Below are 13,128 nucleotides of genomic sequence, written 5' to 3'. Positions count from 1 at the left end.
ATGGGAATATGCTCTCCCTGCGACTATCGACACGCAGCGGGTAACGTGCAGTGTTTCTTGGAAGTGACTCAAGAACACTGCACGTTTTTATATGTCAACCAATACGGACGAGCTCCCGTCGTCATCGCGCACGCCTTTAACCAGCGGAAGGCTCGCTATCATGCGTATAAGACAGTTCGTTCGTGATAGAATACATGGGGATTTTTTTGCTTTGTCTCACTATCATGAGATTACTTTTATATGAGACAATCACTCATTTAACTTCCTATAATTTATATTATGTCTACTAAAATTTAAAAAATATATGAGTGGCCTTTTGATTACCACTACTCTTTCTTTATTTGATAAAATTCTTCGCTAAATTGTTTGTCTTGTTTCAACCATCTAAAATAAGTTCCTAATGTAATTCCAACTGTTTCACATGCTTGATGAACGCAATAACTTTTTCGATATTCATCGATAAAAGCTTTTTTTCTTGCTGCAACAGCTTGTTTTGTTCTTTTTAATTTCGCATTTTGCAATGTTTCTGCATCCATATTTTTATCTGGGAACGCTTCAAATTTGCGTTTTAAGTATAATCCTTTATCGTGATAAATCCAGTCGTAAAATTCCTTAATGTTTTTTCTGCCGCTCATATATAAACGAATATGTTTTTCTTTTTTGGTTAAGTACACGTCAAATCCTCGCGCTTTTAGATGATGTTCTAATACCGTCATGAAATCGAGAGAACCGCCAACAAAACTGACTAAATAGCCACGAGAATAAATATTTCCATCACCGTCAAAATAGCCTCTTATAAAATGATTTAAATACACTTCTGGAACATACGGAAATTTTATATCCAATGATTTATTTGGTGTGATACCATGTATCTCCATTAGATCGTTTTTCATAACTTTGCTATTGAGATATAACATATAAACACCGGTTTGCTTATTTTGATAAAGTGGTTGATTAGACCCTAATTCGTCTCTGATTTGTTCTAAAATATATTTTTCTTTTTGCGCGAATCCGATCGTCTGAAAATCATTGGAGACAAAACCGTCCGCTATAAAAAAACCTAAGATATAAGCCATATTTTTAGACCAAGTCTTGAAATAATCTTCATTTAACTTATACTTACGCTTCCAACTACCAAACGGCCTTTTTTCAATATTATGATCAGACAAAATCATTCTTATATATCTTGGGGACACATTGGAAAGCTTTGCAATTTCGGTGGTACTAGCACCTTCAAGATAAAGTTTTATAATTTCGTCTATCACCAACGTTCGTTTTATATTTTTTCTTGTCATCTTTAAAACCCCTTCCATATTTATTTAAAATATATTATAAGAACAAACGTTCTTATTGTCTATATGAATTAAAATATTCGTAATAATCCCTTCCCCACTTTAATTAATGAATGGAAATAAATCGCAAAACAAAAAAAGAGACAGTAAAGTGCAAGTACTGTCTCATCACGCCGCTTTATTCCTTATGCTCCGGGCTGCTTTTCACAATTACTGATAAATTGAGTGGAGGCATCGTCCTGTATGAAACAAGAGCAGATTCCGCAATCCTTCTTTCATAATTCTTAATCTCAACAAAAACAATTGACTGTAGATGAGCATTTTTCATTACAGTAATTTCCATTCACTAATGGAGCTGTTTTTTGATCACATCAATGGGAATCTCTTGCCTCGCGGCATCGTAGATGAACTCGACGATGCTGTGCCCTTTCCGAGACCGAAGAAGCTCCAGGCCGGAAGAGAGGTCTTGTTGAGATTCCGCGATGCTGTATACGCAGGCGAACAGCACCACGGCCCAATACCGTTTCACCGCCCGAATGTGACGAACACGGTCCACCTGACTTCAGCTCTCACATTTCGCACCCTCTCGACGAAAATCGGGAGGATTTTTTCGTTCCGATGTCGAATGAATCCTTGACACACAAGGAAAGTGAAGGAGTTTTTCTCTCATGAACGTTCAAGTCAAAAAGGTCTATCGTAATGATTATTTGAATATAATAAGTGCCCTATTCAAGAAACTGGGCCTGCCCCAATTGATTGACCATCTCGTTCCCGTTGATCCACAGTGCCAGACTCGAGTCAGCGATGCCGTTCAGGCCATCATCTACAATATGTTTGACGGCCGGCAAGCCCTCGTTCACGTGGAACGATGGGCTCAGGAGATCGATCTAGAGAAACTCATCCGTCCCGGTCTCCATCCTTCCTGGTTGAACGACGATGCCTTGGCTCGTCATCTCGACCGCTTGTATGAGGCCGATATTCACAAGGTGATCAGCACTTGCTTGATTCACATTTATCGCAAAGAAGGCCTTTCCCTCCGAGCCTTTCACGCCGATACGACGGACAAGACCGTTTACGGCGCGTATGAATCGGCCTCGTTAGAGGCCTTACAAATCACACATGGCTATAACCGCCATCATCGTTGGCAAAAACAGATCGGTTTCGGACTGGTCGGCAACGAGGACGGCATCCCGTTTTACGGCGATGTGCACGACGGCAACCTGCCTGACAAAACGTGGAATCCGGAGGTGCTGTCCCGTGTCCACGAACAGCTCAAACAAGCCAAGATGGAAGACGAATGGATTTACGTGGCCGATTCCGCCGCGATGACAAAAGACACTCTGGCGCAAACCAAAGCGGCCAACGCCTTTTTGATCACCCGAGGCCCTTCGTCGCTTCGGATCGTGAAACGGGCATTAGCGGAGGCCGATTCGCCTCACATCCCGTGGAGCGAACCCTTTACGCTGGCGGAGAGAAACGGCGCCACGTACCGGGTATGGGAAACATCCTCCACCTATGAAGGCCACCCCGTTCGGCTGATCGTCGTCGAATCGAGTGCGCTCGACCAGCGAAAAGGAAAGACGCTCGAAAAAGAACGAACCAAAGAAGCGGAGCTTCTTCGCGAGGAACAAGCCCATTGGGAGCGCCACCCTTTCTCGTGCCGGGAAGACGCTGAACAAGCCTTGGCGTCCCTCAAGATGTCCCTTCGCCCACGGTTTCATCAGGTCAAGGCCGCGGTCGAAGAGATCGTACGCCCGAAAAAACGGCGCGGACGGCCGAAAAAGGGGTGGAACCCGAGATGGAGACGCGGTATCTCTTGCGCCTTGACGTCGAATTCGACCAAAACGCGTGGGAACAGGCAAGACGGAAAGCGTCCCGGTTTGTCCTCGTCACGACCGTTCCGGAGGAATGGAAGGGCCAACAAATGGATGCCCAAGAGATCTTGAAGCTATATAAAGGGCAGATCTCGGTGGAAATGAACTTCGCTTTTTTGAAAGATCCGTTTTTCACGGATGAGATTTACGTCAAAAAACTAGAACGGGTCGCAGTATTAGGCTATTTGTTTCTGTTGGCCTTGGCGATTTACCGCGTTTTTCAGCGCCGAGTGCGTCAGTTTATTACTCCAGAACACCCGTTGAAGGGTCCTGGAGGCCGCAAGCTGACCCGGCCGACGGGACAGGCGATTTTTCAGCTGTTTCAATATGTGAACGTCGTCCTCCTGGAGCTGCCGGATGGGCGCATCCAACGCTCACTGGATCGCTCCCTCACCCCTGAACAACGAAGGATTCTGCAGGGGTTGGGGCTGGATGAGAGCATTTACGTGTAACGTCATACGGAACGACCAGCGATGGTAAAAAAAGGATAGCCATCGCTCGTTGTGTTGGTCAAAAAGTTATTCTGAAAAACTAAATAAAAAATCCTTTGTTTTGACCTTGTTAGGGTGCGAAATGTGAGTCAGCTGGTCTTTGGCCTGCCGGAAAACGCATTCGATCGACCAGTGTTGGGCATCGTAACGCAAGATGTCTTCGTCACTCAGCTCCCGGTCGGTGTCGAAGATGACATGGAGATGATCCGGCGTCATCGGTTCATCCGCCTTCCAAACCAGCAGCACCACCGCGTCATCAAGACCGTTGAGCGCGCCTTCGTAGCGGTAGACACGATCACGCTCGTTCCCCACCGTGACGAGGCGGGTGTCGTTGGGCTCAATATAGCGGGCGACCTTCTTCGCTTGGATGGCGATGCCTTTCGGATAGAGAATCCGGTTTGTCTTGAGCATGGCGATGACATGGAATCCTTGTTTCAGGCAGGCTTCGATGAGCGCTTGGGACGGATACCACGAATCCATGAGCACATACACCGGCTGAGCCCGTTTCCCCTTGAGCGAGGAAAGCATCTCGATCGCTAGGTCGATTTTGCTTCTTCCCACCGCCTTATCATAGAGACGAAACGCGAACGGAAACGCTTGCGTGAAGGTGTGCACCATCAGCCAAACAAGCGAATGCCCCCAAACGGATGGATGATCGTTGTGCGAGTAGTGCCAATCACACCCTTGAATGAATGGCGCGGGCAGCCCGTGACGAAGGCTTCGTTTTTTGACAAATCGTATCATCGATCGAAACAAAAAGGGGTTGATTCTCCTGTTTGGCTAGGCGTTCGATCTGGCGAAGGATCCATTCTTGCAGCTTCTCAAGCAGTTTTTCCTCGTTCCAAGGGCTTTTCGTGAAAAAGTGGCTCAGTGTCGTTCGATGATTCGGGTGAAAACTCCAGTACCGGACATCCGTCAATGTCCCCGAAAATCCCTTGGTCGTCAAGGCATCCACAAGATGAACGAGATGCTTGATGACCGGCTTCGAGAAATCAAGCGCCAATCCCAGCGTCATGAAAAACTTGTGGATTCCTTGATGATGTGCTAATCTATTCATGAGACATGAACCTCCTTGTGGGTAGTTGGTGGTACATCTATTCTAACCAAGGAATCGGGTTCATGTCTCCTTTTTTGTTTAGTTGTCAATTTATGTTAGCAAATTTGCTCATCTACAGTAAATATTAGCATTTGGACTTCTTTCGATAAAGAAAATAATGATACTTATGATTATAGGCAACAAAGACGCGACACCTAATATATTTCCTGCTTTTTTTCTTATCTAACACGATAATCCCCCTTTGTTAATCATAACTTTCAACCAAAAATCACCTCCACCTTCCAACATTATACATCATGTAAGAACCGGAACAATCCATTTTTTATTTTTTGTCTCTCCCCCTTCCCTCTTTTCCTAGTAATCATTATGGAATTAGTAATGGAATGAATGGTTCAAAAAACATTGACGTTTGGAGGGGCTAACGTGTCCCTTTGCCGACTAAAGAAATTTGCGAATACGCTGGATTGTAGCAAGATGCAGCCCTTCATGGAAAATGGTGCGCACTAACACTTGGGCGATCGTGTGCATGCCGGATTCGGTCGGCGCGAATTCTTCTTCGAGGCGCTCCCCGTACCATTCGCAAATTTTCGTTGGCTGCTCCGCCAATAATTCTTTTAATACAGACAGCGACGGGGGCTTTGTGTGCCACGTGGCAGGGCTGGTGCCGAAGCCAAACAAACCAATCGCGAAAGCCTTCGGGAATCGGGATCGGCTCTTTCGTTACATGCTGAATCCAAAGATATTGGTCTAAATAGACGTGCCCGAGATTCCAACGAATGTTGTTGTTGAATCCTTTTGGCACGATGTCCGCCTCTTCTTCAGTAAGCCCGTCCACTACTCGAAGCAATTCCCTGCGATAATCTTCTAATTGCCGAAACAACACTTCATGCCGTTTTTCCATTTTGCCACCTTACTCTCATATCGGCTTGTACTTAGATGAAACCCTCAACGAAAAATCGGAAATTCTTTATTGCAACTTATATATATGGAAGTGTAGACAGCCAATTTAGGTATCGGACTGACGAAATGGGCGCCGATCCTTGATACCACGGCGGTATTGTATTTGCTTTTTGAAATACTTGGCCGATTAACAAAATGAGAATCGTCGCAAGCAACGATTTCAAAATGTTAGATCATTTTTACCTGCGGTTCTATAATGGAATAATTTCTTCCGCGTCCTTCAATCTGGTCTTTATATCCTATAAGTGTATTTAGCATTGTATTAGGATAGTTCACTTTTTCTCTCAACTCTTCACTTTTGCCATCGATATATCTGTACTTCCATAAGCACCATAATAAGAATACTCCACGTCAAGTTGATCAATTTTATTACTCTCATCAAAATAGATTAAGTAGTACATAAATTGACACACCTCATTTTTCTTACTCCAATTGATATATTTTTTATCTAAACTCTATTGACTAAAACAATTTTATGCCTTATATTTAATTTAAATCAAGGTGTTATTTTCCCCGCTACCATTTGGCAGGGCTGATAGCACAAAAGTTCGGTAAGATAGCTTTTCCCCGCTACCGTTTAGGCAGGGCTGAGCTATCTTTTTTGTTTTTTGGTAGTAACCCCATTGTCCATAGGTTACCTAGTCCTGCTGAAATAGTAAACCTTCACGCCTCCTAACGGACTCATTAAACTTTCGATTGGTTTACTAAAGTCTGTTCTCTTTCAACGTTGGACCAACTCTGGCATATGCGGAAAGGGGCGGCCAATAGCCGAACGATCGTCTGATTGACCCTCCCCATTTCGTTTGTGCGCTCATTTGGCTGCAACGATGGTGGTCTCGTTACTTTGTTTGTTCTTTTTCGACTCGTTTTGGCATATGCTCTTTTTCATACGAATCGTCCTCAGCATTGTCGTGAATCGTTTTTTGCAACACGAACGACAATTCCAAATGATACAACGATCTGTTGCGGAAGGAAGCGCAAGACGGCTTCCTTCCTCTCGATTAACCCACTTTGATCGCGTTTTTCTCTCCTTGTTGCAGTTGATACATTTGATAATAGTTGCCTTTCTTGTTCATCAGTTCGTCATGAGTGCCTCGTTCGACGATCGTGCCGCGGTCTAGCACGAGAATTTGATCGGCATTTCGAATCGTCGATAAACGGTGAGCGATGATAAACGTGGTGCGCCCTTTTTTGAGCACATCGAGCGCTTGCTGAATGACCGCTTCCGTTTCCGTATCGATGTTGGCGGTTGCTTCATCGAGCACTAAAATGGCCGGATCGAATGCCAAGGCGCGGGCAAACGAAATGAGCTGGCGCTGCCCGGACGATAGCGTGCTTCCTTTTTCAATGACCGGTTCATCAAAACCGTTCGGCAAACTTTTGAGCCATTGCTCCGCCCCGATGTCGCGAAGCGCTTTTTCGATCGTGCTGCGGGTAATGCGCGGATCTTGCAAACTCACATTGGACGCGATCGTGCCGGTGAACAAAAACGGATCTTGCAGAACGATCCCCATATGCTTGCGCAACATTTGTTTAGGCATCGTTTGGATATCGATTCCATCGATGAGGATGCGCCCTTTTTGAATGTCATAAAAACGGAACAATAGATTCATGATCGAACTTTTCCCGGAGCCGGTATGCCCGACGAGCGCCACCGTCTCTCCTTGCTTGACCGTAAAGGAGATGTTTTTTAACACATATTCGCCGTCCTTATACCCGAAATACACGTTCTCAAACACGACGTTTCCTTTGTAGCGCGGCATGTCTCCTTCGTACACCTCATCGCCGGGCTCATCGAGAAGCGCAAAGACGCGCTGAGCGGCAACAAGCGACTGTTCTAAGTTCGCCAACTGGTTCACCATCCCGGTCACCGGCTGGAACAAGCGGTTGAGATAATCTACAAACGCGTACAGCACGCCCATAGAAATGGCCTGGCCGCTTAAAGAACCGCCCCCGAAATGCCAAATAAGCGCCACAAATGCCACGTTGCGGAGCACGCCGACTAAGTTATGCGATGTGAGCGCATTTAGGCTCAAAAGCTTATTTTGGTAGGTGAAATAGTCTTGGTTCAGCTCGTCAAACTCGCGCTCCGTTTCCTTTTGTCTGCGAAATGCTTGGATGATGGTCATTCCTTGAATCGACTCGTTAATCATCGCATGAATGTCGCTTAAGCGCGACCGAATGATTTGATTGTATTTCGACGCGTATTTTCGGTACACCTTCATCCATACGGCTAAAATCGGCAAGAGGAGGAGGCAGACGGCCGCCAAACGAACATCTAAAAGAAACAGCGCGATAAAAATGCCGGTAATATAGATGCAACTTGTAAAAAACGTCGCCAATACCGTAACGTAGAGCTCGCGAATCGCTTCCGTATCGTTCGTCGCCCGCGCGACGATTTTCCCGGCCGGCAAACGATCAAAATAGCGAATCGGCAGGCGTTGGATGTGCGCAAAGACGTCTTTGCGCATTTTTTGAATAATGCGATTCGCCGCCATCTGCAAGTAGTAGCGCTGTCCGTATTGAAACGCGGTCGCCGCGACGAGCAGGGCCATGTACAGACCTAATAAGGACACGATACGGTCAATGTCCGGCTCGTAAAAACGCATGAGCTCTCGAACGGACAACTTTTTGGCTGGATATGAGACCGACTCGTCCCCGCGGCGAATCGTGAGGACGCCGTCTTGGACGGAGCGGTTGCCGTCCAAGGCGACAGCGCGGTCGACAAAATAGTAATGCCGCCCGACTTGCAAAATGCGCACTTCTTTCCCTTTTTCTTCTCCTTGTGCAAAATCGCGCTCCCGCTTATACCATTTTCCTTGATAAAACACGGCATGGTTTCCTTTAGAAGCTTCGTGCCACGGAGACTCGATCCCTAAAATATGCTGGTCAATCACTTGTTTGGCGATCAACGGCCCCGTCAGTTCGGCAGCCACCGAAACCGCCAGCATGCACAAGGCGAACACCATCATTTTTTTATAGTGAAGGGCGTAAGCGAATAACCGTTTTCCGACGTTCATAAACACACCCCGCTTTCTTCTGTCGTCGCTGCGGCTTGTTGGCGGATCCATTGCTCGTAATACCACCCGTTTTGGGCGAGGAGTTGTTCATGCGTGCCTTGTTCGATCACTTTTCCGTCATCTAGCACGAGAATCCAATCGGCATGCTCGATCGCCGATAAACGATGCGTCGTGATGATCGTCGTTTTTCCGGCGCGCTCGCGGCGAATGTTTTCCATAATCGCCGCTTCCGTTTTCGCATCGACAGCGGACAAGGCATCGTCTAAAATTAAAATTTCCGGATTCATAAGCAGCGCGCGGGCGATCGAAAGCCGCTGTTTTTGCCCTCCTGATAGCGCAACCCCTTTTTCCCCGACTAACGTATCGAGCCCTTCAGGAAGCATTTCGATATCGTTGCGGAATGCGGCTAAATCAATCGCTTTCTGGAATTCTTCATCGGCCGCCTCTTTGCGTCCGAATACAATATTTTCTTTCACCGTTTTCGAAAATAGCACATGGTCTTGCGGCACGTAGCCAATCCATCCTTGCACCTGTTCAATTGGAATTCGCTCGAGCGGAACACCTGAGACAGTAATGCGCCCTGTTCCTAGCGGATACTCCCGAAGCAATTGCTTCACAAGCGTCGTTTTCCCGCTCCCTGTGCGCCCTACGATGCCGAGCGTTTGCCCGCGCCAAAGCGTGAACGAGATGTTTTCTAAATTGTGGACGCTTGATGACGGATAGCGAAACCCGACTTGATCAAACACAATCGATTCGGGGATCTCAACCGATTGCGGCTCGGGATGATTCTGCACATCCGGAACGTAGGCGAGCGTTTCGTTCACGCGATCGAGAGAAGCGTTGCCGCGCTGCATCACGTTCATAAGCTCGCCGATGGCAAACATCGGCCAAATCATCATGCCTAAATAGACGTTGAACGAAACGAGTTCGCCGAGCGTTATTTCTTGATGGAACACTAAGTATGCCCCGTACCCTAATCCGATTAAATAGCTCAGGCCCACTAGCAGTTTAATCGTTGGATCAAAGAGCGAATCGATTTGTGCGACTTTCATATTTTTTTGATACACGTCTTCCGTCAGCGCTTGAAATCTCGCTTCATCCACTTTTTCCTGCACATAAGCGCGAATGACGCGCACGCCCGAAATCGATTCGAGCACATAATCGTTCATGTCGCCAAACGCATCTTGCGCTTTTGTAAAGCGTTCGTGAATTTTTTTTCCGTACAGATTCATCGCTGCCGCCATCAAAGGCAGCGGCAGCAACGCCGCAAACGTCAGCTTCCAACTGATCGACAGGCCCATCGTGAATAAAATGACGAGCATGAACGCGCTCGAATCCACAAGCGTTAAAATACCAAGTCCGGCCGTATTAGCGATCGCTTTTAAGTCGTTCGTCGCCCGCGCCATTAAATCGCCGGTGCGATTGTTTTCATAAAACGTCGGCGTCATGTTGAGTAAATGTTTCATCAAGCGGGAACGCATGCTTCGCTCTAATAAAAACGCGCCCCCGAACAGCTGATACATCCATATATAGTTCACGCCGTAAATGAGTACCGTCAGCCCCATAAGCCATCCGGCATATGCGATCAGCTTCTCCTTGGTGAAGCCGTCCGAATGTATATCGTCAATCGCGATTCCTAGCAATTTGGGCGGAATCGTTTCGAACAGGCCCCCTAACATTAAAAGGACAATGGCGATGACATATCGCTTCCAATGTTGCTTGAAAAACGAACGAAGCTTCCATAATACCGAAAACATATGGACTCAACCCCTTTATTGTTCAATGATCATCTAACCGCTCTCCATCTCTCCGGCTGGCAATGTGAACGGTGTCCATCTTATTTTCATTTTGCCTTCCTCCCTTAAATTTGTAGATTGCAAGCTTAAAACAATCGGTAAACGGAGCATTTCCGGTCCATCATTTCTTCTTCCACTTGCCGGATGAGCTGTTCTTGTTTGATTTCCTCCATCGTCCATGTCCGTCGCTCGATGGTAATGGTCACAAACAATAAATAGATCGTCATCGTCCCTCACCCCCTTTCATAAATAAAAGCCGCGGGTTTCCTGGAGTTCCCGCGGCGCAACAGCCGAAAAAAGCCGCAGGAAAGCGACTCCTGCGGCGCAAAAACGCAAAAAAGCCGCAGGAAAAAAACGATCTCCTTCCCGCGGCATTCGCTGTGCTGTTTAAGATAAAATGACCGTAACAGACTCGGAAGGTCGAATCGTTTTTCGTTGTTCCATTGTGCGTGTTGCTCGTTTCATCATTGCTTTCATGTTGTTCATCCTCCTTCCGAAATCATGTTACGAAGTCAATTGTATCCAAAAACGGTGAAGTTGTAAATGATTTTTCATGATTTTTATGAAACTTTGTGACATACTCCCACCATCTACGCTGACGCTTCACATTGTTTATGATAACCGCTGAAACACATCATGGAGGCAAACCTTTAAATCTGGATACAGAAAAGAAACGAGTACACCTTGTTCTCCAAATACTTCCCTTTTTTCATATGCTCCGTTATGCCACCCGTACACCTCCACGGTTCGATGCAGCGGATCAACCATCCAGTACTCTTTTACTTCAAACCGTTGATACAATTTGTATTTTTCATTTCGGTCTTTTAACGCCGTACCCGGAGACAACACTTCTACGATTAAATCAGGGGCTCCCACGCATCCCTTTTCTGTTATTTTCTCTCGGTTACAAATAACAGAAATATCGGGCTGCACTACATTTTTCGCGGATTTGTCATCAAGGCTTGAAGCGAATATGACATCAAATGGGGCCATGACCACTACACATCGTTGTTGTTGAAAATAATCCCGCAATGCCGCATACAACTCACCAACCATATACTGGTGAGCAAACGAAGGAGAAGGAGCCATGCTATATGGCACGCCATCAATCAATTCCCATTGTCCGTCCCATTTGAGATAATCTTCATATGTATAGTTGTGATTTGAAAACTCCGGAGTCGTCATCGCGCCTTCACTCCATTTCTTTTTTTATAATTATATACCGTAAATGAGCCAATTTCGCTAACTGTAACGCGACGATTCTCCAAAGATTCGATTACGAGTTTTAGCGCAGTTAAACGACACTCATTTAATGTTTTTTGAGAACTGCCTTCTTTTGCCTTTGCTATCTGTTTTTCGATAGATGGAAACTTCTCTTCAATCCGCTCCATGCTTTTATGCGAATCGCTGTTGGCCGCTAAAGATTTCACGAAGAAAAAGACCTCACTAACAAAGGCCGCAAGCAACGCGAGCGAACGAGCGACCCCCAATCCATTTTTTCTGAAGCATTCTTTACCTCCATTCCGCTAACGAAAACACGCCGTTTTTTTCAAAATCGTATACAATCGCCGGGGGCAGCAGTTGACGCGCTTCATCCTTTGTCGCCCAGCAATAGTGGATATGTTCTTTCGAAAGGATGACCTCGTGCTGCTCGCTTGTGCATAAATACGTTAAGATGACGACTTGCCGCGTCGGATGGGTTTGGAACGTCGCAGCGTATAAAACTTTCTCCACCGTCACCGTCAACCCAACTTCTTCTTCAATTTCGCGAATGAGCGCAGCTTCTAACTCCTCACCAAAGCGCATCCCCCCTCCGACCAGCTCCCATGTTCCGCCGCCTACTTCATCATGAGGCGCGCGCTGGACGATTAGCACGGTCCCTTTATGTAAGATCAACCCTTTCAAAACGACAACGATGTTCTTTCGATGTTCCATCCGCAGTCCCCTTCTTCTAGATTTTGCCCTCTACACAATACTCTATATGGTTGAATTGAACAGATCAAGGAAAAACAGAAAGGACGGCTCCGTTTGTTCGCCCTATGTTAAAATTTAATTTTACTTAAATATTTAAATTGGTTTATAATATAGGTAGACTCATCATCAACAAACAAGAAAGGGATGTCCGATGGACGATTTAAAAGCATTGTATCAGGCCATTAAAGAAAAAAACGATGCGGTGACCGCGTTTTTATTGCAAGAGATTCGCGCCATGCTCGGCGCTGAGTATCAAGAGCTAACCCAAAGGCAAGTGATGCTGCTGGAGATATTGAGGCATCAAACCATGACGATCAACGAAATCGCCCAGTTCTTTTCCATAACTCCAAGCGCCGCCAGCCAGCTCGTTCGAAAGCTGGAGGAAAAAGCGTATGTTCGCCGAGACATCAATCCAACCGACCGCCGTGAAATCATCGTCCGCTTGGATCAAGCGGGTCAAACATATCATGACAAAATGGGCGAAGTCGAATTGCGCTTAATGGAAAAATATTATGGAAAACTTCAGCGTGAGGACTTAGAAAAGCTGAAAGAAATTAACGATAAGCTCTATACCATCATCATAGAGGCACATCGGTCGTAACCCTTCTCCATTGGGGAAGGTCTGTCGAATATTTAAGTTTATTTAATAATTAATTTTATTAAA

8 protein-coding genes and 4 pseudogenes are annotated in these 13,128 nt (G+C 46.0%); 2 read left to right on the top strand and 10 right to left on the bottom strand.

Translation table 11 applies throughout. The features are described from left to right. Positions 1-326: 326 nt before the first annotated feature. Both GC56T2_RS08465 and GC56T2_RS08460 read right to left on the bottom strand, forming a co-directional pair. A complete protein-coding gene (locus tag GC56T2_RS08465) occupies positions 327-1,295 on the bottom strand; it encodes a helix-turn-helix domain-containing protein (protein WP_061912270.1) in 969 nt (322 codons plus the stop codon). Between the two features lie 343 nt (positions 1,296-1,638). Beyond that, positions 1,639-1,842: pseudogene (locus GC56T2_RS08460) on the bottom strand (IS701 family transposase); the annotation flags it as partial. A gap of 118 nt (positions 1,843-1,960) precedes the next feature. On the opposite strand from GC56T2_RS08460, the pseudogene GC56T2_RS08455 reads away from it, so the two are divergent. Further along, positions 1,961-3,618 (top strand): annotated as a pseudogene (locus GC56T2_RS08455) (IS1634 family transposase). Positions 3,619-3,747: 129 nt separating this feature from the next. Here the strand turns inward: GC56T2_RS08455 and GC56T2_RS08445 are convergent. From GC56T2_RS08445 to GC56T2_RS08410, 8 genes and pseudogenes are all read right to left on the bottom strand, one after another. Further along, positions 3,748-4,714: pseudogene (locus GC56T2_RS08445) on the bottom strand (IS701 family transposase); the annotation flags it as partial. Between the two features lie 438 nt (positions 4,715-5,152). Beyond that, a pseudogene (locus GC56T2_RS08440) lies at positions 5,153-5,615 on the bottom strand (DinB family protein). A gap of 1,060 nt (positions 5,616-6,675) precedes the next feature. Beyond that, complete coding sequence (locus tag GC56T2_RS08435; RefSeq protein WP_144974462.1) at positions 6,676-8,694, bottom strand: ABC transporter ATP-binding protein; 2,019 nt, start codon at positions 8,692-8,694, stop codon at positions 6,676-6,678. Next, positions 8,691-10,451: an ABC transporter ATP-binding protein gene (locus GC56T2_RS08430; protein ID WP_144974460.1), complete on the bottom strand. Its 1,761-nt coding sequence runs from the start codon at positions 10,449-10,451 to the stop codon at positions 8,691-8,693. The genes GC56T2_RS08435 and GC56T2_RS08430 overlap by 4 nt, the downstream gene beginning before the upstream one ends. A gap of 125 nt (positions 10,452-10,576) precedes the next feature. Next, positions 10,577-10,717: a YrzI family small protein gene (locus GC56T2_RS08425; RefSeq protein WP_144974458.1), complete on the bottom strand. Its 141-nt coding sequence runs from the start codon at positions 10,715-10,717 to the stop codon at positions 10,577-10,579. 385 nt (positions 10,718-11,102) lie between these two features. Next, positions 11,103-11,675 carry a Uma2 family endonuclease gene (locus GC56T2_RS08420; protein ID WP_144974456.1) on the bottom strand — a complete coding sequence of 191 codons (573 nt, stop codon included), beginning with the start codon at positions 11,673-11,675 and terminating at the stop codon, positions 11,103-11,105. Further along, positions 11,672-11,920, bottom strand: a complete 249-nt coding sequence (locus GC56T2_RS08415) for a hypothetical protein (RefSeq protein WP_255516058.1) — start codon at positions 11,918-11,920, stop codon at positions 11,672-11,674. The genes GC56T2_RS08420 and GC56T2_RS08415 overlap by 4 nt, the downstream gene beginning before the upstream one ends. Before the next feature lie 82 nt (positions 11,921-12,002). Next, positions 12,003-12,425, bottom strand: coding sequence for an NUDIX hydrolase (locus tag GC56T2_RS08410; protein ID WP_061912069.1), 423 nt, complete (start codon positions 12,423-12,425; stop codon positions 12,003-12,005). Between the two features lie 190 nt (positions 12,426-12,615). Here GC56T2_RS08410 and GC56T2_RS08405 point away from each other — a divergent pair, with 190 nt between their 5' ends. Then, on the top strand, positions 12,616-13,065 hold the full coding sequence (locus GC56T2_RS08405; RefSeq protein ID WP_144974453.1) for a MarR family winged helix-turn-helix transcriptional regulator: 450 nt from the start codon (positions 12,616-12,618) through the stop codon (positions 13,063-13,065). Positions 13,066-13,128 lie beyond the last annotated feature (63 nt).

It is taken from the genome of Geobacillus sp. C56-T2, assembly GCF_007829715.1.
GTDB lineage: Bacteria > Bacillota > Bacilli > Bacillales > Anoxybacillaceae > Geobacillus > Geobacillus icigianus.
This window is presented reverse-complemented; position numbering and strand designations above follow the sequence as displayed.

What these genes read in the sequence shown, in the direction of transcription:
- GC56T2_RS08425 (WP_144974458.1), bottom strand. Translation starts at nt 10,717, where the DNA reads ATGACGATCTATTTATTGTTTGTGACCATTACCATCGAGCGACGGACA.
- GC56T2_RS08430 (WP_144974460.1), bottom strand. Translation starts at nt 10,451, where the DNA reads ATGTTTTCGGTATTATGGAAGCTTCGTTCGTTTTTCAAGCAACATTGG.
- GC56T2_RS08405 (WP_144974453.1), top strand. Translation starts at nt 12,616, where the DNA reads ATGGACGATTTAAAAGCATTGTATCAGGCCATTAAAGAAAAAAACGAT.
- GC56T2_RS08465 (WP_061912270.1), bottom strand. Translation starts at nt 1,295, where the DNA reads ATGACAAGAAAAAATATAAAACGAACGTTGGTGATAGACGAAATTATA.
- GC56T2_RS08435 (WP_144974462.1), bottom strand. Translation starts at nt 8,694, where the DNA reads ATGAACGTCGGAAAACGGTTATTCGCTTACGCCCTTCACTATAAAAAA.
- GC56T2_RS08410 (WP_061912069.1), bottom strand. Translation starts at nt 12,425, where the DNA reads ATGGAACATCGAAAGAACATCGTTGTCGTTTTGAAAGGGTTGATCTTA.
- GC56T2_RS08420 (WP_144974456.1), bottom strand. Translation starts at nt 11,675, where the DNA reads ATGACGACTCCGGAGTTTTCAAATCACAACTATACATATGAAGATTAT.